This window comes from Streptomyces sp. AA4, from assembly GCF_000158875.1.
Classification (GTDB): Bacteria; Actinomycetota; Actinomycetes; order Mycobacteriales; family Pseudonocardiaceae; genus Amycolatopsis.
This window is the reverse complement of sequence record NZ_GG657746.1, coordinates 2,071,148-2,095,051: the sequence shown is the minus strand read 5'-3', so window position 1 is coordinate 2,095,051 and position 23,904 is coordinate 2,071,148. Positions and strand designations below refer to the sequence as shown.

General features: G+C 69.6%; 23 protein-coding genes. 6 read left to right on the top strand and 17 right to left on the bottom strand.

The genetic code is table 11. From position 1 onward, the window contains the following. Both SSMG_RS09840 and SSMG_RS09835 read right to left on the bottom strand, forming a co-directional pair. Positions 1–1,095, bottom strand: coding sequence for an FAD-dependent monooxygenase (locus SSMG_RS09840; RefSeq protein ID WP_037713144.1), 1,095 nt, complete (start codon positions 1,093–1,095; stop codon positions 1–3). 66 nt (positions 1,096–1,161) lie between these two features. After that, a complete protein-coding gene (locus SSMG_RS09835) occupies positions 1,162–2,400 on the bottom strand; it encodes an aminotransferase class I/II-fold pyridoxal phosphate-dependent enzyme (RefSeq protein ID WP_009075227.1) in 1,239 nt (412 codons plus the stop codon). A gap of 71 nt (positions 2,401–2,471) precedes the next feature. On the opposite strand from SSMG_RS09835, the gene SSMG_RS09830 reads away from it, so the two are divergent. After that, the gene (locus SSMG_RS09830) at positions 2,472–2,954 is read left to right on the top strand and encodes a hypothetical protein (protein ID WP_037713141.1); all 483 of its coding nucleotides are present in this window, start codon (positions 2,472–2,474) and stop codon (positions 2,952–2,954) included. A 44-nt stretch (positions 2,955–2,998) separates the two neighbouring features. Continuing rightward, complete coding sequence (locus SSMG_RS09825; protein ID WP_037713140.1) at positions 2,999–4,144, top strand: GDSL-type esterase/lipase family protein; 1,146 nt, start codon at positions 2,999–3,001, stop codon at positions 4,142–4,144. 38 nt (positions 4,145–4,182) lie between these two features. Here SSMG_RS09825 and SSMG_RS09820 read toward each other — a convergent pair whose 3' ends face one another. Continuing rightward, on the bottom strand, positions 4,183–5,061 hold the full coding sequence (locus SSMG_RS09820) for an NmrA family NAD(P)-binding protein (protein WP_009075222.1): 879 nt from the start codon (positions 5,059–5,061) through the stop codon (positions 4,183–4,185). A gap of 96 nt (positions 5,062–5,157) precedes the next feature. On the opposite strand from SSMG_RS09820, the gene SSMG_RS09815 reads away from it, so the two are divergent. Both SSMG_RS09815 and SSMG_RS09810 read left to right on the top strand, forming a co-directional pair. Next, on the top strand, positions 5,158–5,508 hold the full coding sequence (locus tag SSMG_RS09815; protein WP_037713136.1) for a MerR family transcriptional regulator: 351 nt from the start codon (positions 5,158–5,160) through the stop codon (positions 5,506–5,508). A 26-nt stretch (positions 5,509–5,534) separates the two neighbouring features. After that, positions 5,535–6,458 carry a methylenetetrahydrofolate reductase gene (locus SSMG_RS09810; RefSeq protein ID WP_009075218.1) on the top strand — a complete coding sequence of 308 codons (924 nt, stop codon included), beginning with the start codon at positions 5,535–5,537 and terminating at the stop codon, positions 6,456–6,458. On the opposite strand, the gene SSMG_RS09805 is transcribed toward SSMG_RS09810, so the two are convergent. The 13 genes from SSMG_RS09805 to SSMG_RS09745 all read right to left on the bottom strand — a co-directional run bounded on the left by SSMG_RS09805 (position 6,455) and on the right by SSMG_RS09745 (position 18,320). Further along, a complete protein-coding gene (locus tag SSMG_RS09805) occupies positions 6,455–6,943 on the bottom strand; it encodes a hypothetical protein (RefSeq protein WP_050788140.1) in 489 nt (162 codons plus the stop codon). The two genes, SSMG_RS09810 and SSMG_RS09805, sit on opposite strands and share 4 nt — an antisense overlap. Then, positions 6,940–7,440, bottom strand: a complete 501-nt coding sequence (locus SSMG_RS09800; protein ID WP_037713133.1) for a hypothetical protein — start codon at positions 7,438–7,440, stop codon at positions 6,940–6,942. Before SSMG_RS09800 ends, SSMG_RS09805 begins: the two co-directional genes overlap by 4 nt. After that, positions 7,440–8,681, bottom strand: coding sequence for an MCE family protein (locus tag SSMG_RS09795; protein WP_009075214.1), 1,242 nt, complete (start codon positions 8,679–8,681; stop codon positions 7,440–7,442). The genes SSMG_RS09800 and SSMG_RS09795 overlap by 1 nt, the downstream gene beginning before the upstream one ends. After that, on the bottom strand, positions 8,681–9,883 hold the full coding sequence (locus SSMG_RS09790; protein WP_037713131.1) for an MCE family protein: 1,203 nt from the start codon (positions 9,881–9,883) through the stop codon (positions 8,681–8,683). The genes SSMG_RS09795 and SSMG_RS09790 overlap by 1 nt, the downstream gene beginning before the upstream one ends. Beyond that, positions 9,880–11,076 (bottom strand): MCE family protein, encoded by a 1,197-nt coding sequence (locus SSMG_RS09785; RefSeq protein WP_009075211.1) that lies wholly within the window; start codon positions 11,074–11,076, stop codon positions 9,880–9,882. Before SSMG_RS09785 ends, SSMG_RS09790 begins: the two co-directional genes overlap by 4 nt. Before the next feature lie 34 nt (positions 11,077–11,110). Continuing rightward, positions 11,111–12,142, bottom strand: coding sequence for an MlaD family protein (locus SSMG_RS09780; protein WP_037713130.1), 1,032 nt, complete (start codon positions 12,140–12,142; stop codon positions 11,111–11,113). Beyond that, complete coding sequence (locus SSMG_RS09775) at positions 12,139–13,176, bottom strand: MCE family protein (RefSeq protein WP_009075207.1); 1,038 nt, start codon at positions 13,174–13,176, stop codon at positions 12,139–12,141. The genes SSMG_RS09780 and SSMG_RS09775 overlap by 4 nt, the downstream gene beginning before the upstream one ends. Continuing rightward, positions 13,173–14,528, bottom strand: coding sequence for an MCE family protein (locus SSMG_RS09770; RefSeq protein ID WP_037713128.1), 1,356 nt, complete (start codon positions 14,526–14,528; stop codon positions 13,173–13,175). The genes SSMG_RS09775 and SSMG_RS09770 overlap by 4 nt, the downstream gene beginning before the upstream one ends. After that, positions 14,525–15,385: an ABC transporter permease gene (locus tag SSMG_RS09765; RefSeq protein WP_009075203.1), complete on the bottom strand. Its 861-nt coding sequence runs from the start codon at positions 15,383–15,385 to the stop codon at positions 14,525–14,527. Before SSMG_RS09765 ends, SSMG_RS09770 begins: the two co-directional genes overlap by 4 nt. Position 15,386: 1 nt before the next feature. After that, positions 15,387–16,178: an ABC transporter permease gene (locus SSMG_RS09760; protein WP_037713126.1), complete on the bottom strand. Its 792-nt coding sequence runs from the start codon at positions 16,176–16,178 to the stop codon at positions 15,387–15,389. A 173-nt stretch (positions 16,179–16,351) separates the two neighbouring features. Continuing rightward, a complete protein-coding gene (locus tag SSMG_RS09755) occupies positions 16,352–17,116 on the bottom strand; it encodes a glucose 1-dehydrogenase (protein ID WP_009075199.1) in 765 nt (254 codons plus the stop codon). Positions 17,117–17,128: 12 nt separating this feature from the next. Continuing rightward, positions 17,129–18,010, bottom strand: a complete 882-nt coding sequence (locus tag SSMG_RS09750) for a 3-oxoacyl-ACP reductase (protein ID WP_009075197.1) — start codon at positions 18,008–18,010, stop codon at positions 17,129–17,131. Positions 18,011–18,134: 124 nt separating this feature from the next. After that, complete coding sequence (locus SSMG_RS09745; RefSeq protein WP_009075195.1) at positions 18,135–18,320, bottom strand: ferredoxin; 186 nt, start codon at positions 18,318–18,320, stop codon at positions 18,135–18,137. A 103-nt stretch (positions 18,321–18,423) separates the two neighbouring features. On the opposite strand from SSMG_RS09745, the gene SSMG_RS09740 reads away from it, so the two are divergent. Together SSMG_RS09740 and SSMG_RS09735 are read left to right on the top strand one after the other, a co-directional pair. Then, positions 18,424–19,587 (top strand): acyl-CoA dehydrogenase family protein, encoded by a 1,164-nt coding sequence (locus SSMG_RS09740; protein ID WP_009075193.1) that lies wholly within the window; start codon positions 18,424–18,426, stop codon positions 19,585–19,587. Positions 19,588–19,598: 11 nt separating this feature from the next. Beyond that, positions 19,599–20,627 carry an acyl-CoA dehydrogenase family protein gene (locus SSMG_RS09735; RefSeq protein WP_009075192.1) on the top strand — a complete coding sequence of 343 codons (1,029 nt, stop codon included), beginning with the start codon at positions 19,599–19,601 and terminating at the stop codon, positions 20,625–20,627. Here SSMG_RS09735 and SSMG_RS09730 read toward each other — a convergent pair. Beyond that, positions 20,611–23,454, bottom strand: coding sequence for a bifunctional GNAT family N-acetyltransferase/acetate--CoA ligase family protein (locus SSMG_RS09730; protein WP_009075190.1), 2,844 nt, complete (start codon positions 23,452–23,454; stop codon positions 20,611–20,613). The two genes, SSMG_RS09735 and SSMG_RS09730, sit on opposite strands and share 17 nt — an antisense overlap. Between the last annotated feature and the right edge of the window lie 450 nt (positions 23,455–23,904).

Below are 23,904 nucleotides of genomic sequence, written 5' to 3'. Positions count from 1 at the left end.
TCACGCTGTGATTCGCGCGGTCCAGTCCAGATGATGCCGGTATGCCCACCCTCGCTCTTCCCCGACGTCCTGCCCCGCGCTGGCCGCCACGAGCTTCTCGACCCGGGCGCGGCGCAACCGGTCGTAGGCCGCGAACGCGGCGGGCGCGTCCGGCAGATCGCGCAGGCACTGGCCGAGCACCACCGCGTCTTCCAGCGCCATCGACGCGCCTTGCCCGGCCGCGGGGGACGCCGCGTGCGCGGCGTCTCCGGCCAGCACCATCGACGACGTCGACCACCGGCGAGTGGTCGGCAGGTCGTAGGAGTGGCCGCCGTGCACGTCGTCGCCGGTCGCGGCCACGATCGCGGCGCACGGCAGCGGGTCGTCCGCGAAGGCGGCGCGGGCGAACTCGCGCCAGCCTTCCGGGGTGACGGCGGCGATCTCGGTCCGCGTGCGCTCCGCGTCCGGCACGCGGGCGAACCAGTACGTCGCGCCGTCGGGATCGGTGGTGTAGCCGAACGCGGCGCGGCTGCCGCGGAACATCCGGTAGAGGCCGGGCGCGGGAGGAAGTCCTTCGGCACGCGTGTAGCCGTAAACCACGGTCAGGCCGGTGAAGCGCGGCGGTTCGGCCTGCGGGTCGATGAGCGTGCGGACGACGGAATGCAGGCCGTCCGCGCCGACGAGCACATCGCCGGACGCGGTGGTGCCGTCCTGGAAAGTCGCGGTGCCGCCCTTAGTGGCGGAAACCAACCGTTTGCCGTGGACGATCTGGATGCCGCGGCGTTCCGCTTCCTGTTGCAGCGCACGGTAAAGCGCGGCGCGAGTGAGGGTGCGCGGGCCGTCGAGGTCGCGGTCGAATTCGTGTGCGCCGAGCGTGGCTCCGTCCGGGCCGACGACTTCCATCCCGGTCGAGGCGAAGGACGCTTCGATCACCGGGCGGTCGGCGTCGATCGCGCGCAACGCGTTCATGCCGTTGTGCATCACGACGAGGAACGCGCCCGCGTCCGCTCCCCCGCTGGGATGCGCCTCGTACACCACCGGCTCGTGCCCGGCGAGGTGCAGCGCCATCGCCGTGACCGTGCCCGCGACTCCGCCGCCGGCGATCAATACCCGCATCGCGCCCCCCTGGAAACGACTGTGCCGCCGCCACCGTAGCGGGTGGCGGCGGCACAGACCGGGCGATCAGGCGCGCTGGGCGACCGCGAGCCGCACGCAGACAGCGAGGGCGCGGACGGCCTCCTCCACCTCGGCCAGCTCGGGGAAGGTCGGCGCGATGCGGATGACCGCGTCGGCCGGGTCGTTGCCGTGCGGGTGGGTGGCCCCGGCCGGGGTCAGCGCGACGCCCGCCTCCTTGGCCAGCCGCACGACCTCCTTCGCGGTGCCCTCGGGGACGGTCAGCGAGATGAAGTACCCGCCGGTCGGCTTGGTCCAGGTCGCCAGGTCGCTCAGCTCCTCGGAGAGGATGCGCTCGACGGCGGCGAACTTGGGCGCGATCAGCTCGGCGTGCTTGCGCATCAGCGCGCGGACGCCGTCGGCGTCCTTGAGGAACAGCGCGTGGCGCAGCTGGTTGACCTTGTCCGGGCCGATGGTGCGCTTGCTCAGCACGCTCTGCCACCAGGCGAGGTTCGCCTCGGACGCGCCGAAGAACCCGACGCCGGCCCCGGCGAAGGTGATCTTCGAGGTGGAGCCGAACACGAACGCGCGGTCCGGGTTCCCGGCCTCGGCGCAGAGGGCGAGGATGTCGGCCAGCTCCGGCTCGTCGTCGGTCAGGTGGTGCACCGCGTAGGCGTTGTCCCAGATGATCCGGAAGTCCGGCGCGGCGGCGGGCATCGCGGCGAGCCGCCCGGCGACCTCGGCGCTGAAGGTGACGCCGGTCGGGTTGGAGTACTTCGGCACGCACCAGATGCCCTTGACCGCGGCGTCCTCGGCGACGAGCCGCTCGACGACGTCCATGTCCGGGCCGGTCTCGGTCATCGGCACCGGGATCAGCTCGATGCCGAACCGCTCGGCGAGCGCGAAGTGCCGGTCGTAGCCGGGCACCGGGCACAGCATCGCGATCCGGGGCTCGTCGGCCCAGCGGCGCGGCGCGCCGGGCAGGGTGCTGAGCATCGCCTGCGCGATGGTGTCGTGCATCAGCTCCAGGCTGGAGTTGCCCGCCGCGAACAGCTGCTCGACCGGCACCTGCAGCGCGTCCGCGAAGATGCGGCGCAGCTCCGGCAGCCCCTTGAGCCCGCCGTAGTTGCGGGTGTCGGTGCCGTCCTCGGCCTTGTACTGGCCGTTCGGCAGCGTCAGGAGATCCGCGGACAGGTCGAGCTGCCGGGGCGACGGCTTGCCGCGGGTGATGTCCAGGGACAGTCCGCGCTCGACCAGCGCGGCGTAGTCGCGACGGGCAGTGTCGACATCGACAGGAGCTGTGGTCATACCACCACGCTAAACCGCGCGCACAAGCCAGTTTGGGCGCCCCCCGGCTCTCGTGGGCTAGCGTGGGGCCCGTGCGGTACCTGGTGCATGCCGACCAACGGCAGTTCTCCTTGCGGGACAAGGACGCCTGGCGTCCCGGCGATGGCGGGTGGACCGACGAGGCGGTGTCGGCGCACCGCGTCGCGGTGGAGCCCTCGTCGCTCTCCGTGGCGACCGCGCGCTCCGATTGGGTCGAGGTCGACGTGTCGGTCGCCGCCTCCGCGCCGCCGGTGCGGCCGGACGCGTCCCACGTCGTGGAAGCCGATCTCGACGTCCCCGGCGGCGCGGCGACGCTGGCCGGTCCCGCCGATTACGCGGGCCGGGAGCACCGGATCGCGGTCCCGCCCGGGCGGTACCGGGTCCGAGTGTCCTATGTGGAGAGCGGACCGCCGGACGCGGAATGGCACGACCACGAGTTCGGCGAGCATTTCCGGTACGTGCTGGACCTGTGGCCGTCCGCCGGGGCCGCGCCGGTCGCGGTGCTGCGCCAGGGCCCCGGGGTCTGGGACGGCTGATATCCCGTTGGCGGCGCGCGGCCGCGGACGGCAGACTCGGCGGCATGCAGTGGATCACCACCGAGATCGGCGAGGAGTTCGTGCGCGGCGCGCTCGAGCTGGAACGCACGCCGCAGGGCTTGCTGCCGCACCGGCTGCCCGCGCGGGCGCGGGCGCAGAACACCGACAGCAGGCTCGCGATGGCGGAGACCCAGCCGTCCGGCGTGCGCCTGGCGTTCCGCACCGAGTCGACGGCCGTCGAACTGGACACCCACCGCACGAAGGTCGGCTACGTGGGCGTGCCGCCGCTGCCCGACGGCGGGTACGAGCTGGTGCTGGACGGACGCCCGGCCGGCTCCGCGACCGTCTCCGGCGGCGACGAACTGATCCTCGACATGATGACCGGCGAGGGCGAAACCCGCCCCGGCCCGTCCGGCACGGTCCGGTTCTCCGACCTGCCCTCGGGCGTGAAGGACGTCGAGATCTGGTTGCCGCACAACGAAACCACCCGGCTGGTCGCCTTGCGCACCACCGCCCCGATCTCCCCGCTGCCGCCCGCGCGGCGCGTCTGGCTGCACCACGGCAGTTCGATCAGCCACGGCACCGGCGCGGCGGGCCCGGCGCAGACGTGGCCCGCGCTGGCCGCCGCTGCCGCCGGGGTCGGCCTGGTCAACCTGGGCTTCAGCGGAAGCGCGCTGCTGGACCCGTTCACCGCGCGGGCTCTTCGCGACACTCCCGCCGACTTGATCAGCGTGAAGCTGGGGATCAATATCGTGAACGCCGACCTGATGCGGCTGCGCGCTTTCGGCCCGGCGGTGCACGGATTCCTGGACACGATCCGGGAGGGGCATCCGGACGTTCCGCTGGTCGTCGTTTCGCCGCTGCTGTGCCCGATCCACGAGGACACGCCGGGTCCGGGAGCGCCGGACTTCAGCACCGGAACGCTCCGCTTCAAGGCAACGGGCGATCCGGCCGAGACTGCGGAGGGAAAGCTGACGCTGAAGGTGATCCGGAAGGAACTGGCGCGGGTCGTCCGGGACCGGCAGGATCCGGCGCTGCACTACGTCGACGGGCTTTCGCTGTACGGCGAAGAGGATTTCGCCGCGCATCCGCTGCCGGACGCGCTCCATCCGGACGCGGCCACGCACCGGCTGGTCGGGGAACGGTTCGCGAAACAGGTCTTCGGGGACGGCGGTCCGTTCGCGGAATGAGACTCGTGGCCTCAAGCCTTGCCTGAGGCCACGCTCGTTCAGCGCGCGAACCGGCGCGCGAACTCCGCCATCCCGGTCGGGCGGATGTCCGGGTAACGGTCATTGTCGAGCGGCCACAACTTCGCCTTCCCGGTGACCATCGCCCAGACGTATTGCAGCGCGACATAATCCGTCGGACCGGACGCGGCGGACTTGCGCCGCTTGATCTCCGCTGCGAGGTCCTCCGTGCTGCCGAGGCGCTTGAGCGCGAGATTCCGGCCGGAACCGCGCTCCAACGCCGCGTGGAAGTCCTTCATGGACAGCACGTCGCCGGCTACCCGGACAGGCCCGGAAACGTCCTCCTCCAGCGCCACCGCGGCGGTGTAGGCCGCAGTGTCCGCCACGGTGGTGAAATCGCACGGCTCGTCGCCGTCGCCCCAGTAGCTGAACGTTCCGCGGTCCCAATCGACGATTTCGAGGAACGGCGCGGTCATCACCTCGTGGAACGCGCCATTGAGGACAGACGTCACCTGAACCTCGGTACCGGCGAACGCCTCGTGCGCCTTCCGCCGGTCGTCGAGGAAGACGTTGTCCCCGTCGTCGAGCCGGAACAGATCGACCGCGAAGTCCGACGGGATCAGCCGGGACACGCCCGCCTTCTCCGCGGCGCGCAACAGGGCGAGCTGCCCGTCCACGACGACGGCCGGGCCGCCCTGCACCGCGGAGACAACCACGTCCACGCCCTCCAGTGCGCGGCCGGGGCGATCGAGCGTCCCCTGGACGATTTCCGCGCCGTGTTCTTTCAGTGTCCGCGCCGCCTCGGCCCCCGCGCTCTCCGGCCGGACCAGCGCCCGCACCCGCGCGCCGCGGCGCAGCAGGCTCGCCGCGATCTCGCTGCCCAGCATTCCCGTGGCCCCCGCGACCAGCACCTTCGTCATGTGTCATTCCTCCTGGATCACTGCCGCTTGACTTCGGCGATCGCGACGCTAATCCTTGAAACCGATTACAAGGTCAAGTCATCGGAGCCAGGTCACATGCGCATCGGGGAACTGTCCAAGCGGACCGGCGTCGACGAGCAACTGCTGCGGTACTACGAAAAACAGGGTCTCCTGCACCCTGCTCGCACCCCGAACGGCTACCGCGACTACGCGGAAGCCGACGTCAGCGCGGTGCGGCGCATCCGGGAGCTGCTCGCTGCGGGCCTGCCGACCGCGACGATCGCCGAGATCGGCTCGTGCGTCCGGGACGAACCGCTGACGCCCGCGTGCGACGGAGTGCTCGAACGGCTGCGCGGCGAACGCGACCGGATCGACGCGGCGCTGGCGCGGCTCCAGTCGTCCCGCGCGGCGCTCGACACAGTGATCCAGCGCCGGACCGACGCCTGACGGACCCGGCTGCTAACTTCCGCCTCATGGCGGACCACACTCTCCAGCAGCTGCTCACCGGCGCCGACAGCGGTGTTCTCCTGTTCGGCATCACCCCGCCGCGCCTGAGCAACTCCCCGGAGCGGATCCAGGAGATCACCGCCGCCACGCTGGCGCGGCTCAGCGAACTGGACGTCGACGGGCTCGCCCTCTACGACATCGACGACGAGAGCGACCGCAACCCCGAGGAGCGGCCGTTTCCCTACCTGCCGACCCTCGACCCGGCCGTCTACCACGCGGACTATCTCAGCGAGTGGGACCGTCCGGCGGTCGTCTACCGGTGCGTCGGCAAGTACCCCGGGGACGAGCTGCGGGACTGGCTGCGCACCGCCGACACCGACCGCGTGCTGTCCGTCTTCGTCGGGGCGTCTTCGAAGGGCAAGGAGGTGCACACCCGGCTGTCCGAGGCACAGGCGTTGCGCCGGGAGGTGCGCCCGGACCTGCTGCTCGGCGGCGTCGCCATCACCGAACGGCCCGACGAGCACCTGCGCCTGATCGCCAAGCAGCGGGCCGGCTGCGCGTACTTCATCTCGCAGGTGATCTACAGCGCCGACGCGGCCAAGAGCATGGTCTCCGACTACTTCTACACCTGCCGCGAGCAGGGCATCGAACCCAAGCCGGTGCTGTTCACCCTCTCGGTCTGCGGTTCGGCGAAAACGCTGGCGTTCCTGAAGTGGCTCGGCGTCCACGTCCCGCGCTGGCTGGAGAACTCGCTGCGGCACGCGGACGACACGCTGGCCGAGTCGTACGAGCAGTGCCTGGCGAACGCGCGCGAGCTGGCCGCCTTCTGCCGCAAGCTCGGGACGCCCTTCGGGTTTCTCGTGGAAAGCGTGTCGATCCGGAAGGTCGAGATCGAAGCCTCGGTGTCTCTCGCCCGCGAGGTCGGCGAACTGCTCGGCCGAACCGGTTAAAGCGGATCCAACGCAGTGATCTTCCACTGCCCGTCGGTCCGATGCGCAGTCACCGACAGCTGACCCACCGACGACTGCGGCGCGCCCCCGCCCGGCAGAATCGTTTGCTGGTCCAGGAAAAGCAGCAAACTCGCGTCATCGCCGCGCAGCGAACGGACCCCGACCGCGCGCACCGTCGTCGTCCGGACGAGCTTTTCGTTCGTCGCGCGCTGCCGGGCCGCGGCGAACTGGCTTTGGTACTGCCCCACCGCCGAACCGGTCAGCACCTCCGCCGCGGCGCGAGCGGTGCGGTCCAGATTCGCGTAGTCGTAGGAAAAAACCGCCTTCACCGCGGCGCTGACCTGGTCGGTGACCTGCGCGGTCGCCGCGGGGTCGACCATCGCCTCGTCGTCCTCGGGCTGCAACAGAGACGCCTGCACCCCGAACCACACCGCGCACGCCAGCGCGACCGCGGCCACGGCGGCGGTGATCGTCCGCCGGTTCACGAGCCCACCGCCTGCACGCCGCCGATCTTCCACGTGTCGCCGTCTCGCGCGAAGTCCACGGCCAAGCGCGCTTGTTTCGCTGAAGGCGCGCCGTCGCCGGTGCTCACGCGGACGTTCAGGACCGCGATCAGCCGTGCAGTTCCTGCCGAAGGGTTCAGGTCGGTGACCGCGGCCTGCACGAGCGACGCTGTCGACACGGTTTTGGTGCGTTTGGCCCGGTCGATCTGCAGCTGCCGGTCGCCGGAGAGGTCCTTGCCGTACTGCCCGGTCGTCGCGGCGATCCAGCGGTCGACGTCGACCGCGCTCGTGCGGTAGTCGATCGTGTTCAGCGTGACCAGTTCCGTGCTCGCAGCGGCCAGCACGGCGTCCCGGGCGCGGCCTCGGGCCAGGCTGTCGTCCTGCGCCGCGCTCCACCACGACCAGCCGAACCACGCGGCGGCCAGCACCGCGACCGCGGCCAGCGCGGTCAGCACCCGCGTGTTCCAGAAGGATCCCATCACGAACCGCCCAGCAACGCTCCGAGCCCGCCCTTCAACGGCGCGGTCAGCTGCCCCAGCAGACCCGGCAACTGCTGTTGCGACGCCTGGTCCGAAGGCGCGGAAGCCTGGGGCGCGGCCGGAATCGCGGGCGGCTTCCCGGCATACGGCGCGTTCTGCGCGCCCCGCACCTCGGTCGGGCTGCCCGGCGGCTCCGCGCAGTAAGCGTTCATGTTGACCGGCGCGTCGCTCGTGTCGTTGGCCGGACGCTGTTTCGTGCCCTCGTACCCCTTCGTGCACGAATGCGGATCGAAGAAGTTGAACACCACGCCCAGATGTCCGGTGCCGTCCGGCGAGGTCGTCGGCGAGAACGCGGAGATCACCGGGTACGCCACCAAAAGCTCCTCGATCGCGTCCTTCCGCATCGAGGTGACCTGCGCGGTGGTGAGCGAGTTCGCGAACAGCACCCCGAGGTCGGTCCCGGACGTCGCGAGCACGTCGCTGATCTGGCGGCTCAGCTGCGGAGCCTCGTCGATCACCTTGCGGAGAGCCGGATCCGACGACTTCAGCTGGCCGGCGATCGTCTTCAGCCCGGACGCGAACGCCGTGATGTTCTGCGCCTGCCGTTCCTGCGTCGCGAAAACCGTGCGGGAATTCGCCAGCAGCCCCTGCGTGTCCGGCACGTACTGGGCGGCGGTCGCGGTGAGCGAACTGGTGCTGTCCAACAACTTCTGCAGCTGCGGCCCGGAACCGGCGAACGCGTCGTACGTCTCGTCCACCACGGTCTTCAGCGATTCCGGATGGACGCTCGCGACCAGCCCGTCGAGATGCGTGAGCACCGAATCCGGCGTCGCGGGCAGCGAGGTGCGATCCTGCGCGATCACCGCGCCGTCCTCCAGGTACGGCCCGGATTCGCGGTCCGGCAGCAGGTCCACGAACTGCTCCCCCACCGCCGACCGGTTCGCCACCTGCGCGTGCAGCGCGGACGGGATGTCCGGGCCGCCGGAGTCGATGTCGAGCCGGACGTCGATGCCCTGCGGGGTGAGCGTCATCGCCCCGACCCGGCCGACCGTCACGCCGCGGTAAGCGACCTCGGAGTTCACGAAAACCCCGCCGGAGTCGGGAAGTTTGAGCGTCACGTGGTAGCCGCGATTGCCGAAGATCCGGTCGAGACCGGCATACCGGCCGCCCGCGTACGTCACCGACACGACGGCGATCACGAAGAACACCAGCAGCTGGATCCGGGTTTTGCGCGTGTTCATCAGCCGCCTCCCACCAGACCGCCGAGCAATCCGCCCAAGACCCCGCCGTACCCCGGTTTCGCTCCGCCGCTCGACGGCGTGTTGGGAAGCGGCAACGGCAATTGCGGCGTCCCCTGCCCGGCAGCAGGCGGAGCACCCCCGGGCACCGAAGGGGTCGAGGGCGTCGGCAGCTGGAACGGCGGCTGCGACGAGTTCGTGAAGTTCTGCACCAGCTTGTCGAGATCGAGGTTGATCCGCGCGTCGACGTTCGCGTAGTCGCCCTTGATCACGTTGCCCGCGTAGTCCGGGAACGGGTAGGTGAGCAGGATCCGCAGCGCGTTCGGCAGGTCCTGGCCCGCCGCGCTGAGCTGGCGCAGCGTCGGTTCCAGCGCCTTGAGGTTCGCGACGAGCTGGTCCCGGCTGCGGTTCACCGTGTCGACCGCGACGCCGGACAGCTTGTTCAGCGCGTTCAGCATCCCCACCAGCTGGTCGCGCTGGTCGGCGACGATCTTCAGCCCCGGCGCGAGTTTGTCCAGCGCGGTGGCGAGGTTCTGCTTCTGCCCGACCAGCGTGGCGGACAGCTTGTCGAGTCCGTCGATCGCGCGCAGGATCTCGCCCTTGTGGCCGTCCAGCTGGGTGGCCAGTTCGTCCACTCGGGACAGCAGCGCGCGCATCTGCGGTTCGTTGCCGGACAGCGCGTCGTTGAGTTCGTGGCTGATGTTCTGCAGCTGGTCGACGCCGCCGCCGTTGAGCAGCAACGACAACGCGCCCAGCACCTCTTCGATCTCCGGATTGCGGTTCGTGCGCCCGAGCGGGATCTGCGCCCCGTCGGCGAGCCTGCCCGCCGGTTTCTCCGCGGTCGGCGCGCTCAGCTGCACGAACTTCTCGCCGAGCAGGCTGGACTGGCGCAGTTCGGCGCGCGCGTTGGCGGGCAGCTGGACATCGCCGTTCACCGTCATCGACACGAGCGCGGACCGGGTGTCCGGCGTGAGCGCGATCCGGTCGATCCGGCCGACCGCGACGTCGTTCACCTTCACGTTCGCCTGCGGCACCAGGTCCAGCACGTCGGTGAACAACGCGGTGACGTGGTACGGATGGTCGCCGACGTCCGGGCCGCCGGGCAACGGCGTCGAGTACAGCCCGTTGAACCCGCCGTCGCTGCACCCGGCGAGCACCAGCACCCCGGCGAGCGCGCCCGCCAGCCGTTTGCGGAGGCGTTTCACTTGGCGCCTCCGGGTTTCTGCGTCAGCACGTCCGTCAGCGGCAGCGGCAACGGCGGCAACTGGCCGTTCTGCAGCGAGTTCAGCGCCTGCGGGATGGACGGCAGCTTGAGCGTGCCGTCGAGCACCGGCGCGAGCTTCTTGCAGATGTTGCCCAGCGTGTCCGGCAGCGGCTTCGGCGTGCCCGCGCTGATCAGCCTGCAGACGGTGAGGATCGGCGGATTGGTGATCTCGTTCAGGTTGTCGCGCACCGCGATCGTGCCGGACGCCGCGTCGTAGGTGTTGATGAAGTTCGTCGCCCCGGTCGGCGCGATGTCGAGCACCTCGGCGAGCGCGGCCCGCTGGTCCACCAGCACCTTGGTCAGCGACGCCAGTTTGGCCACATTGGACGAAAGGCCGTTCTTGTTGTCCGCCACGAACTGTTTCACGTCCTGCAACGACGTGGACAGCGAATCGAGCGCCGCGCCGACATCGTGCGAATCGTCGGCGAGGAACCCGCTGACGTCCGCGAGCCGCCGGTAGAACTCGTTCAGCTGACTGTCGCTTTGGGACAGTGCGGAGGTGAAGGAGTTCAGGTTCTTCACCGTGGAGAACAGGTCGTCCTTCGAATCGTCGAGCGTGCCGGCCAGTTCGGCGAGCCTGCTGACGGTCGAGTTCAGGTCCTTGCCGTTGCCCTTGAGGTTGGCCGCGGCGGTGTCCAGCAGGTCGGAGAACGCGCCGTTTTTGTTGGCCCCGTTGGGTCCGAGCGCGGTGGACAGCTTGTCGAGGCTCGCGTAGAGGTCGTCCAGTTCGACCGGCGTCGCCGTCTTGTCGCGCGCCAGCACGGTCCCGCTGGCGAGCGTCGGGCCGCTGTCGTAGGCCGGGGTCAGCTGGACGTACCGGTCGCTCACCAGGCTCGGCGAAACGACGACCGCGCCGACGTCCTTCGGGATCGGGACGTCGTCGTTCACCTTCATGTCGACCCGTACCGCTTGGCCTTCCGGCGTCACCGCGGTGACCTGGCCGACCGCGACGCCCAGCACGCGCACCGACGAACCGGCGTACAGGCCGACGGTCTTGCCGAAGTACGCCGAGATCTTCGTCCCGCCGGTGTCGCGCAATACGAGGTAGATGCCCGCGGTCAGCAAAAGCGCGGCCACACAAGCGAATCCCAGCCAGGTTACGAGGCTGCGCCCCGCGCGCGTTTCGACGGTCATGACGCCTCCGCGGGAAAAAGTACGTCGGCGGCAGTCATCGTCCACCCACCCCCTGATCAGGCGCGGAGATCGGCGGCGTGCAGCCCTCCGGGTTGATCGACAGCCCGCCCACGGTGATCGTCGGCGGCAGCAGCCCGCACAGATACCCCTCGAACCAGCGCCCGTTGCCGGTCGCGTTCGCGCCGACCCGGGCGAACGGGGCCATCAGCTGCAGGCTCCGGTCGAGGTTGCCCTGGTTGCGCTGCAGCACGTCGGTCACCTTCCCGAGCGCGGCGAGCGTCGGCCCGATCTGCGTGCGGTTGTCCGCGACCAGCCCGGACAGCTGCTTCGAGATCTCCTGCGTGCCCTTGAGCAGCGCGCTGATCTGCTCGCGGCGCTGCTGCAGTTCGGTCAGCAGCAGATTGCCGTCGCTGATCACCTGCTGCAGCTGCGCGTTCCGGTCGGACAGTGTCTTCGAGATCTTGCTCGTGTTGGCCAGCAGCGTGTGCAGATCGGCGTCACGCGAGGACACCGTCTTCGACAGCGCCGACAGCCCGGAAAGCGTGTCCTTCAAGTACTGCGGACTGTCCTTGAGGGAATCCGACAGCGCGGTGAAGCTCTGCGCGAGCTGCTGCGTGTCGATGTCGCCGACCGTGGTGGACAGCTGGTTGAACGCGTCCTGCAACTGGAACGGCGTCCGCGTGCGCTGCACCGGGATCGTGTCGCCGGGCGCCTGCGTGCCGCCGCCCTTCGTGTCCAGCGCGAGGTACTTCTCCCCCAGCAGCGTCTTGATCTCGATCGACGCCGTGGACGCGTCGCCGACCCGCACGCCCTTCACGCGGAACTTCACGAGCACCTGCTTGTGCCCCAGTTCCACCGACGTCACCTGCCCGACCTTGACGCCGGCCACCTGCACCTCGTTGTCCGGCGCGAGCCCGGCGGACTCGGCGAACGCCGCGGTGTAGGTGGTGCCGTTGCCGAACATCGGGATGCTGTCGGAAAAGTACGTCACCGCGGTCACCAGCACGATGAGCACGAGCGTCACCGCGCCGACGCCCGCCTGGTTCCGGTCCTTCAGTCGTTTCACGGGCCACACCTCGGCGCGCGTTGAGTGCCGGGGACCGGGACGATCGGCAGCGTCACGTCCAGCGAGGAAATGCCGATGGTGCCTTCGATCCCGCACAGGTAGTAGTTGAACCAGCTGCCGTAGCTCAGGGTCCGGGTGAACTTCTCCAGGTTGCCCGGCAGCACCTGCAGCAGATGCTCGACGAGCGGCTGCGCGTCGTTGAGGTTGTTCGCGAGTTTCCCGAGCTGGGTCACGTCCTGCTGCACCGCGGGCCGCGCGTCGGCGAGCAGGCCCGCGGTCGCGTCGGTCAGGTCGCCGAGCGCGCCCACCGCGTCGCCGATCGGCTTGCGCTGCTCGGCCAGCCCGCTCACCAGCCGCTGCGTCTGGTCGACGAGGTCGCCCAGCTGCGGGCCGCGCGCGTTGACCGTGCCGAGCACCTGGTTGAGGTTGTCGATGACCTGCCCGATCACCTTGTCCTTGCCCGCGATCGACGTCGTGATCGACGCGGTGTGCGACAGCAGGCTGGTGATCGTGCCGCCCTCGCCCTGGAACACCTGCACGATCTCGGCGGAGAGCTGGTTGACCTCCTTCGGGTCCAGCGCCTTGAACAGCGGTTTGAACCCGTTGAACAGCACGGTCAGGTTCAGCGCCGGTTTCGTCCGCTCCGGCGGGATGGTGTCGCCGGGAGACAGCGTGTCGCCGCCGCTGACGTCGGTGCCGAGCGAGAGGTAGCGCTGGCCGACGAGGTTGCGGTACTTGATGGTCGCGGTGGCGAGCGAGGGCAGCTTGTACGCGGATTCGACGAGGAACCGCACCTCGGCGTAGTTCTGCTCGCCCTGGTCGACCCCGATCGACTCGACCTGGCCGACCTTCACGCCGGAGATCCGCACGTCGTCGCCCGCTTGCAGGCCGGACGCGTCGGTGAACTTCGCGACGTACGACGCGGTGTTGCCGAAGTTCGTGTTCGCGATCGTGGTGGCCAGGACCCCGGTGAGCAGCACGGTGACCACGGCGAAGATGCCGATCTTGATCAGTGCGGGAACGAACGACCTCATTTCAGCTCCACCTCCGCCCCGCGGTACAGCGGCCCGACCAGCAGCGCCGACCAGCCCGGCACGTTGTCCGGCGTGGTGTTGAGCGTCGGCGAGGCGAGCAGGTCCAGCAGTTTCTGCTCGTCGGCGGACCCGACGATGCTCGGCGCGCCGCCGGTCGAACCGGACCCGCCGGGCAGCGGGCCGTTCGTGAAGTCGCTGGGCAGGGTGCCGTCCGGATCGTGCGGCGGGGCGGGCTTGGTCGCCCCGTCCTTCACCGCGCCGTCCGGCGGATACTGCGGCCAGCGCCCGGGTTTCGGCACCTGCGGATAGCAGCGCGGGCCGCGTTTGTCGTCGTACTTCGGCTCGTCGACGCCGGGCAGGTACTTGCCGCGGCTCGCCGAGAACTCGATGGTCACGCGGCTGACCTCCGGATGCGCGGTGCCCTTGCCGAACGCCAGCTCCGCGTTCGGCACCGTCCCGGCCAGCTGCTTGAACAGGCACGGGTATTCCGGCGCGTACTTGGCGAGCACGTCGAGCGTGGGCTGCACGGCGGTGGTGAGGCGGATGATGTTGTCCTTGTTGACTTCCAGGAAGCGCGTCAGGTCGGTGGCGGTGCCGGTCACCGAGGAGTACAGATCGGTCAGGCCGCGCTGTTTCTCCATGATGGTCTGTGTCGTCGTGGTGAGGTCCGAGAGCGCTTGCAGCGCGTCCGGCGCGGCCTTGTCGTAGATGCCGGAAACGTTGGCCAGCCCGGTGATGTCGGCCTTGAGGTCGGGCAGCGACGGGTTGAGCTTGCCGAGGTAGTCCGACAGCTGGGTCAGCGTCTCGCCGAGCTTCTTGCCGCGTCCGTCGAGCGCGGCGGACACGGCGTTGAGCGTGCTGGACAGCTTTTCCGGCTGCACCGCCTGCAGCAGCGGCATGACGTGGTTGAGCACCTGCTCCAGCTCGATCGCCGTGCTGCTGCGGTCCTGCGGGATGACGTCGCCCGCCTTGATCGGCCGCTGCGCCCGCTCGGGCAGCTGGAGCGCGACATACCGTTCGCCGAACAGGGTTTTCGGCAGCAGCCGCGCCGAAACGTTCGACGGGATCACCTCGGTCTTGTCCGGCTGCAGCGCCAGTTCCAGCTCCGCGTGGTCGCCGACCGGACGCACGTCGCGGATCTCGCCGACGAGCATGCCGCGCACCTTCACGTCGCCGCCGACGCGCAGCTGGCTGCCGACGTGGTCGGTCTCCAGCTTCACGAGCGTGACCGGCGTGAACACCTTGCGGTACGCGGCGATCGTCGTGGTGAAGAACAGCGCCGCCACGACCAGGAAAATCAGCCCTAGCAGCTGGTACTGGAGCCGTTTGCGCAACTCTCGACGGGTACTCATCCGGATATCCGCACTGTCGTGTTCGCGCCCCAGATCGCGAGGCTCAGGAAGAAGTCCAGCACCGAGATCAGCACGATCGACGTGCGCACCGCGCGGCCGACCGCGATACCCACCCCGGCCGGCCCGCCGGACGCGGTATAGCCGTAATAGCAATGGGAAAGGATCACCAGCACGCTGAAGACGATCACCTTGGCGAACGACCACAGCACGTCCTCCGGCGGGAGGAACAGCGTGAAGTAATGGTCGTAGGTGCCCGCGGACTGGCCGTAGAGCCAGATGGTGATCTGCCGCGACGCGAGATACGAGGACAGCAGGCCCACCGCGTACAGCGGGATGACCGCGGTGACCCCGGCGAGCACGCGCGTGGTGACCAGGTACGGCATGCTCGGCACGGCCATCACTTCGAGCGCGTCGATCTCCTCGGAGATCCGCATCGCGCCGAGCTGCGCGGTGAACCCGCAGCCGACGGTGGCCGACAGCGCGAGCCCGGCCGACAGCGGTGCGACCTCGCGGGTGTTGAAGTAGGCCGAAATGAACCCGGTGAGCGCGGCGGTGCCGAGCTGGTTCAGCGCCGAATACCCCTGCAGGCCCACGATGAGACCGGTGAACAGCGTCATGCCGATCATCACGCCGAGCGTCCCGCCGATCACCGCGAGCCCGCCGGTGCCGAAGCAGACCTCGGTGAGCAGCCGCGTGGTTTCCCGGCCGTAGCGGCGGATCGTGCGCGGCGACCAGGCGAGCGCCCGCCCGTAGAACGACAGCTGCTTCCCGAGTCCTTCGAGACTCGCGCCGGGGCGCGCGATGATCTCGAGCGTCCGGTCGGACGCGCGCGTCTGCTCGATCGGTTCGGCCGTCATGTCACAACGCCTTCGGGGGCACGACTTTGAGGTACACGGCGGTCAGCACGACGTTGATCAGGAACAGCAGCAGGAAGGTGATCACCACCGCCTGGTTCACCGCGTCGCCGACGCCCTTCGGCCCGCCCGCCGGGTTCAGTCCGCGGAAGGCGGCGACCACGCCCGCGACGAAGCCGTAGAGGAACGCCTTGATCTCGCTGATCCAGAGGTCCGGCACCTGGGCGAGCGCGTTGAAGCTGGCCAGGTACGCGCCGGGCGTGCCGCCCTGCAGGACCACGTTGAAGAAGTAGCCGCCGAGCACGCCGACCACGCTGACCAGGCCGTTGAGCAGCACCGACACGACGATCGCGGCGAGCACCCTCGGCACCACGATGCGCTGGATCGGGTTGACCCCGAGCACTTCCATCGCGTCGATTTCCTCGCGGATCTTGCGCGCGCCGATGTCCGCGCAGACCGCGCTTCCGCCCGCCCCGGCCACCAGCAGCGCGGTGATCAGCGGGCTCGCCTGCTGCACGATGGCGAGCGCGCTGGCCGCGCCGGTGAAGGACTGCGCGCCGATCTGCGTGGTCAGCGATCCGAGCTGCAGCGCGATGACCGCGCCGAACGGGATCGCGACCAACGCCGTCGGAAGAATGGTCACGCTCGCGAAGAACCAGCACTGCTGGATCCATTCGCGGAACTGGAACGGGCGTTTGAAGATCGCCCGCAGGACCTCCCAGGACAGCGTGGCGAGCCGGCCGACCTGGGTCAGCGCCGCGGTGCCCGGGAGGGTGACCGAGCCGCTTCCGCTCACCGCACCTCCCAGTAAGTCACCCCCGAGTCTTGCCCATCCCCGCCCGCCGATTTCGGTTAGCGGTGTTCACTCCCGTCCCTTCAGCCCCCATCGGTCACCCTGGGCGCACGAGCACCGTTCACATCCATCCATGCCCCCGCCGCCGCCCTCAGCGGAGGAGCTTCGCTCCGCAATCACAACTTCAGCGCATGGGTGGCGGTGGCCCCGCCGTCGGCGACGAACTCGCCGCCGGTGCAATACGAACTCTCGTCGCTGCCGAGGAACACCAGCAGCGGCGCGATCTCGTCGGCGCGGCCCACCCGGCCGAGCGCGACCTTCTTGCCGACCCAGGACACGTCCACGTCCGCGCCCGCCGCGTCGGACACCATTTTCGTGTCGATCATGCCCGGATGCACCGAGTTGACCCGGATCCCGCGCGCGCCCAGCTCCAGCGCGGCGACCTTGGTCATCCCGCGGATCGCGAACTTGGTCGCGGTGTAGGCGACGAGGAACGGCATCCCGGCCAGACCCTCCACAGAGGACACGTTGACGATGGAGCCGCCGCCGGCCCCGGCCATGGGTTCAACGACCGAGCGCATGCCGAGAAACGCCCCGATCTGGTTGATCCGCACGACGCGTTCGTACTCGGCGAGCGGCGTCTTCGCGAGTTCCGAAAAGTACAGCACTCCGGCGTTGTTGACCAGCACCGTCGGCGGCCCGAACTCGGCGACCGTGGTCTCGACCGCAGCGGTCCAGCCGTGCTCGTCGCTCACGTCGAGGTGACAGAACACCGCCGCTTCGCCGAGTTCGGCGGCGAGCGCCTTGCCTTCGTCGTCGAGGACGTCGGCGATCACCACCTTCGCGCCTTGCGCGACGAACGCTCGCGCGGCGGCCGCGCCCTGTCCGCGGGCCGCGCCGGTGATGAGGGCGACCTTGCCGGACAGCCGGTGCTCAGTCATGCGTCCTCCGGTTCAGGGCAGCGAAAGCAGATCGGTCGCGGCGAACATCCGCTCCGGGTCGCGGCCGGCGAAGTGCGCGCCGACCTTTTCGGCGAGTTCGCCGGTGGTCCAGGCTCCGTTCGCGGTGTCGAACCGTTCCTCGACCGACGGCGGCTTCAGCAACGCGACCATGCCGCCGTGCACGACGAAAACCTGGCCGTTGATCGCCTCCGCCTCCGGGGAGGCGAGGAATGCGACAACCGGAGCAACGTGCTCGACGGACAACGGATCGAGCCCGTGCTCGGGTGCTTCTCCGAAGACATCCGCGGTCATCGCGGTGCGGGCGCGCGGGCAGATCGTGTTGGCGCGCACGCCGTATTTCGCCAGCCCGCGCGCCGCGGACACGGTGAGCGCCGCGATCCCGGCCTTGGCCGCCGAGTAGTTGGGCTGGCCGGGCGAACCGACCAGGAACGCCTCGGACGCGGTGTTCACCAGCCTGCCGTACACCGGCCGGCCCTCCACTTTGGAGCGATCGCGCCAGTACGCGGCGGCGTTGCGGGACAGCAGGAAATGCCCGCGCAGATGCACCGCGATGACCTTGTCCCAGTCCTCGTCGGACATCGAGAACAGCATCCGGTCGCGGAGCACGCCCGCGTTGTTCACGACGATGTCGAGGCTGCCGAAGTGGTCCACCGCGGCCGACAGCAGTTCCTTCGCGGTCTCGGCCGCCGACACGTCGCCCGCCACCGCGAGCGCTTTGCCGCCGTGTTTTTCGATCTCGGCGACGACCTCTTTCGCCTCGCCGATATCGTTGACCACGACGGACGCGCCTTCGCGGGCCAGCGCGAGCGCCTCGGCCCGGCCGAGCCCCGCTCCGGCCCCGGTGACGACGGCAACCTTGCCCTCGAGCGTCATCGAACCGCTCCAGCCCGGTCGCCGTGCGTGTTCCCTGCGGTCGGTTCCACCCGCGAGCCTCCTCGTCGAAGCCTGCCTGACGCAGCACAGACTAGAATCTGTTCTCGTATTGAGCAAGCCCTGATCAATCGGTCGTGAACAGGGCGTTCTTTGGGCAGTTCGTCACCGCTTGCGAAACACGTTCTACTTCTTCCTCCGAAACCGGTCCGATCACCAGGTTCTCGTCGTCGTCGAGATCGAACACCTCCGGCGCGAACCCCACGCAGACCGCGTTCGCCTCGCACAGCGACCGGTCGACACTGACCTCCATGCTTCCTCCCGTCCGCCACTCCTGGTACAACTAGAACAGGTTCTAGCTTACCGCCGGGGCCCGGTACGACACCACAACGAGACCGGCGGGGTGGAGGTGACGGGTGCGGATCGACTACACGCCGCAGCAGCGGGCATTGGCCGCCGAGCTGCGGGAGTACTTCGCCGAACTGATGACTCCGGCGCGGCGGGAAAGCCTCGCCGCGCCCGGCGGCGAGTACGGCGACGGCTTGGCGTACAAGGAAATCGTGCGGCAGCTCGGCAAGGACGGCTGGCTCGCGCTCGGCTGGCCGCGCGAGTACGGCGGCCAGGACCGGAGCATGCTCGACCAGCTGATCTTCACCGACGAGGCGGCGGTCGCCGGGGTCCCGGTGCCGTTCCTGACGGTGAACACCATCGGCCCGACGATCATGCGGTTCGGCACCCCGGATCAGAAGGCGTTCTACCTGCCGAAGATCGCCGCGGGCGAACTGCATTTCGCGATCGGCTACTCCGAACCGGGCGCGGGCACGGACCTCGCGTCGCTGCGCACGCGGGCGGTCCGCGACGGCGACGAGTACGTGGTCAACGGGCAGAAGATGTGGACCAGCCTGATCGAGTACGCCGACTACGTGTGGCTCGCCGCGCGCACCGATCCGGAGGCGCGCAAGCACAAGGGCCTGTCGATCCTGATCGTGCCGACCTCCGCGCCGGGCTTCTCCTGGACGAAGGTGCACACCGTCGCCGGGCCCGGGACCAGCGCGACCTACTACGACGACATCCGCGTGCCGGTCACGTCGCGGGTCGCGGAGGAGAACGCGGGCTGGCCGCTGATCACCAACCAGCTCAACCACGAACGCGTCGCGCTGACCTCCGCCGCGCCGGTGCGGAAAGCGCTGGCCGACGTCGTGGAATGGGCCCGCGCGGAGTCGCTGACCGACCGCGAATGGGTCCGCACGCACCTCGCGCGCGTGCACGCTTATGCCGAGTACCTGAAGCTGCGGAACTGGAAGATCGCCTGGGCGGCCGCGGCCAGCGAACTCGGCCCAGCCGAAGCTTCGGCGACCAAGGTGTACGGCACCGAGATGGCGATCGAGGCGTACCGGCTGCTCATGGAGGTGGTCGGCGCGGCCGCCGTGGTGCGCGAGGGGTCCCCCGGCGCGGTGCTCGCGGGGCGGCTGGAACGGCTGCACCGTTCGGCGTTGATCCTCACTTTCGGCGGCGGCACCAACGAGGTGCAGCGCGACATCGTCGCCGCCACCGCCCTCGGCCAGCCTGTGACGCGTTAGGAGTTCTCCCGGTGGATTTCTCCCTCACCGAAGCACAAAACGACCTCGCCGCCCTGACCCGGCGCATCCTGACCGACCAGGTCACCGCGGAATCGCTGGGCCCGCACGGATCCGGCGGTTTCGACGCTCCACTGTGGACTACGTTGGCCCGCTCCGGCGTCCTCGACGCCGCGTTGCCCGCGACGGTCGGCGGAGGCGGTTTCGGCTTGCTGGAACAGTGTTCTGTCCTGATCGAGATCGGCCGCGCGGTCGCTCCGGTCCCCTATCTGTCGTCCGTCGTCCAGGCTGGCTCGGTGCTCACCGACCCGTTGCTGGCTGAGCGATGGCTGTTGCCGGTCTCTCGCGGCAAGGCCGTTTTGGCTATCGCTTTGGGCGGCTCTTTCGCCGCTTCGGCCGGACGCCTCACCGGTACGCAAACTGCGGTCCCCTTCGCCGCCTTCGCGGACGCCTTACTCGTTGAAGCCAACGACGGCGTGTACATCGTCGAGAAGGACGCTGCCGGAGTCTCTATCGAAGCGCAGTCCACCACCGACCACGCCGACGCTGCTTTGGTGACGCTGTCCGACACCCCCGGAGTCGCTCTCGGCGATGTCGGCGAACAGTTGCGCCTTCGCGGCACGCTCGGCGCTTGCGCGCAGCAGTTGGGCGTGTTGGAACGCGCGCTCGAACTGACGGCTGCGTACACGCGTGAGCGCAAGCAGTTCGACAAGGTGCTGGGCAGCTTCCAAGCCGTCCGACACCGTCTCGCGGACGCGTACATCGACGTCGAAGCCGTACGCCTGACGCTGTGGCAGGCAGCCTGGAAGCTCGCCGAAGGCCTGCCCGCCGCCGAGGACATCGCCACTGCGAAGTTCTGGGCCGCCGAAGCCGGACACCGCGTCGCACACACCGCAGTGCACCTGCACGGCGGCGTCGGCATCGACGTCGAGCACCCCGTGCACCGCTACTTCGCCGCCGCGAAGCGCCTGGAGTTCACCAGCGGCGGCGCGACGGAGCAACTGCTCGGCCTCGGCGAACTGGTGGTCAGTCCAACGGCGTGATGTGCCGCAGCCGACGCGGTCCGGTATCCGGCCGCGTCGGCGGTGCGCCCACCACCATCCGCGCGTTGGCGACGAACGCCCCGTCCGGCGACGCGAGGATCGGATCCAGCGCCAGCGACCGCACCTCGGGGTTGTCCTCCGCGAGCGCCGCGACGCGCAACACCATGTCCTGCAAGGCCGCGAGGTCCGCGGGCTCGTCCCCGCGATACCCGGTCAACAGCGGCGACGTACGCGGCTCACGGATCAGCGTCGCCGCGTCAACGTCCGTCAACGGCACTGCCCGGTACGCGCGGTCTCCGAGAAGCGTGCTGACCAACCCGGACAGCCCGAACGACACCAGCGTGCCGAACGACGGGTCGTCCTGCAGCCCAATGGCGCACGACAGTCCCTTCGGTGCCATCTGTTGCACGTACACGTCTTCGTCGCCGGACACCGCGCACAGATCCCGGTACGCGACCCGTACGGACTCTTCGGACGCCAGGTCCAGCCGTACGCCCGCGAAGTCCGGCCGCCCGCGCAACCGCTCGTCGACCGCCTTCAACGTGACGGGGAAACCAAGCTCCACCGCCGCAGCCACGGCCTGGTCTTCGTTCGACGCCACCCGGAACGGCACCACGTCCACGCCGTAGCAACTGAGCAGCCGCACCACGTCGTCGTCGGACAGCAGCGTCGAACTGCCGTCCTCCGGCAACAGCTCGCGCACGATCTCCTGCGCCTGCTCGACGTGCAGACCACTAGGCCGCACCAACGTCCCCTGCGGCCGCTGCCGCCACGCCGCGTACCGCACCACGCGCGCCAAGGCGTTCACCGCACGCTCCGGGCTCGAGTACGAGGGAATCGACCCGCGCGTCGGCACGCCATCGTCGGACAGCACCGCCAACTCGTCCGGCACGCCTTCCGCAGCGAGGAACGTCGAGACGATCGGCTTCGACTGCTTCATCTCCGACACCGCTTCGCGCAACGCTCGCGCGTACGCAGCCCCAGGGATCGCCACCGGCGGCGCGAACACAGCTATCAACGCGTCGGTATCCGGCGAATCCAACGCCTCCCGCACCGCCGTCGCGAACTCGTCCGGCCCCGCCTGCGGCCCGATGTCGACCGGATCGAACGCCAGCCGCAACCCCTCCGCACGCGCGGTGTCCGCGGCCAGCAACCCGATCGCGCTGGAGTTGCCGACAATCCCGATCCGCGGTCCCGCCGGCAACGGCTGATGCGCGAACACGAGCGCCGTGTCGAAGAGCTGCGCCAACGACTCGACGCGCACGACGCCAGCCTGCTCGAACAACGCCTGCACACTGGCCTCGTCGACCTCCGCCGACGTCGCCGCGAGCTGCGGCCGCACCGCGTGCCGCCCCGACTTCACCGCGACGATCGGCTTCGACCGCGCCAACCTGCGCGCCAGCCGCGCGAACTTGCGCGGGTTGCCGAAGGACTCCAGATACAGCAACACCAGATCGGTGTCCGGGTCGGTTTCCCAATACTGCAGCAGGTCGTTGCCGGACACGTCCGCCCGGTTGCCCGCCGAAACGAACGTCGACAACCCGAGCCCGCGCGATCCCGCGTCGGCGAGAATCGCCGTCCCCAGCGCACCGGACTGGCAGAAGAACCCGGTCCGCCCCCGTTTCGGCAACCGCGGCGCGAGCGTCGCGTTGAGCCGAACGTCCTTCGCGGTGTTCAGCACGCCCAGCGCATTCGGCCCGACCACGCGCATCCCGTGCGCCCGCGCCTCGCCGACCAGCCGCAACTCCGCGTGCAACCCGAGCGGCCCCGATTCGGCGAACCCGCCCGACACGATCACCAGCGTCTTGACGCCCTTGGCCAAACAAGCGTCCAACACCGACTCGACGGCCTCCGCGGGCACCGCCACCAACGCCAGATCAACCGGATCCGGAATGTCCAGCACGGACGGATACGCCCGCACCCCGCGGACCGACCGATGCTCCGGATTGACCGGATAGACGGCACCCGCGAAGTCGGCCGCGAGCAGATTGGCGAACGCGACGTGCCCCACCTTGGTGGGATCCGCGGACGCCCCGATCACCGCCACCGTCTCGGGATGGAGCAAATTGTGCACACTCCGCGCCTCGGCGGCCTGCTCCCTCGACCGCGCGACCGCGAGCGATTCCTCCGTCGGGTCGATGTCGAACTCGAGATGCAGCACGCCTTCCTCGATCGCGCGACTGACCTGGTAGCCCGCGTCGCGGAACACCCGCACCATGGCGGCGTTCTCGCTCAACACCTCGGCGACGAACCGCCGCAACCCGCACTCCGACGCCGCCGCGGCGAGATGCTCCAGCAAAATCGACCCGAGGCCGCGCCCTTGGTGCTTGTCGTCGACCACGAACGCGACCTCCGCCGAAGGCCCCTGATCGAGCCTCTCGTACCGTCCCACCGCGACCACGTCGTCCCCCAACAGGGCCACAAACGCAACCCGATCGTGGTGATCGACAGTGGAAAACCGCTCCAAATCGCGCGGCGGGATGCGCGGGTAGGCACCGAAGTACCGGAAGTACCGGGTGCGGTCCGACAGCCTGCTGTGCAAGGCGACGAGCCCGTCGGCGTCACTGGGGACGACGGGTCGCAAGTGGACAGTGCCGCCGTCGGAGAGGACTACGTCGGCTTCCCAATCGCGGGGATAGTCGTAAGGGTCGCGCTTCCCGTCCGCGGCGGGATGTTCCGAGGTGGTGCCTTCCGCAGCGGGGTTCGCGGCTTCGCCACTCTCCGCAGGGTTCGCCGCAGCCCGCCTCGACTCCCCCGCTGCGGGGTTCGCGGCCGCGGCACTGCGTCCCTCCGCAGCAGGGTTGCCGGTTCCGAACTCGCTCGACATCGCATCGCCTCCCGTCGCAGCAGAATCTCTCGCCGACGCATCCCGTTCCGAAGCCGCGCGTCCACCCGCTGCCGGGTTCGCCGCAGATGCTCCGCCGAACGCACCCGGCTCGCCTGGCAAGCCACTCCCGCCCTGCCCCTGCCCAGGCCCGGCAGGCGAATCACTGCCTCCCTTCCCTCCCCCAGCAGTTGAAGCGTCGCGTCCAGCCGCCGCCGGATTCACCGCAGAGGCCTCGCCGAACGCTCCGAACTCGCCGCCCCGGCCGGACCCGCCGGGCAAGCCGCTCCCGCCCTGCCCGGACCTGCCCGGCAAGCCACTCTGCCCGCCGCCCTCAACGGCCGGACCTGGCGATCCGGGGCCGTCCGGGGCGGAAGTGCCGCCCGGTCCCGGAGTTCCCGCCGCGGTGGGCTCGCGGTGCGGGTGGCGGGAGGCGTCGGTTCCGCCGGGGCC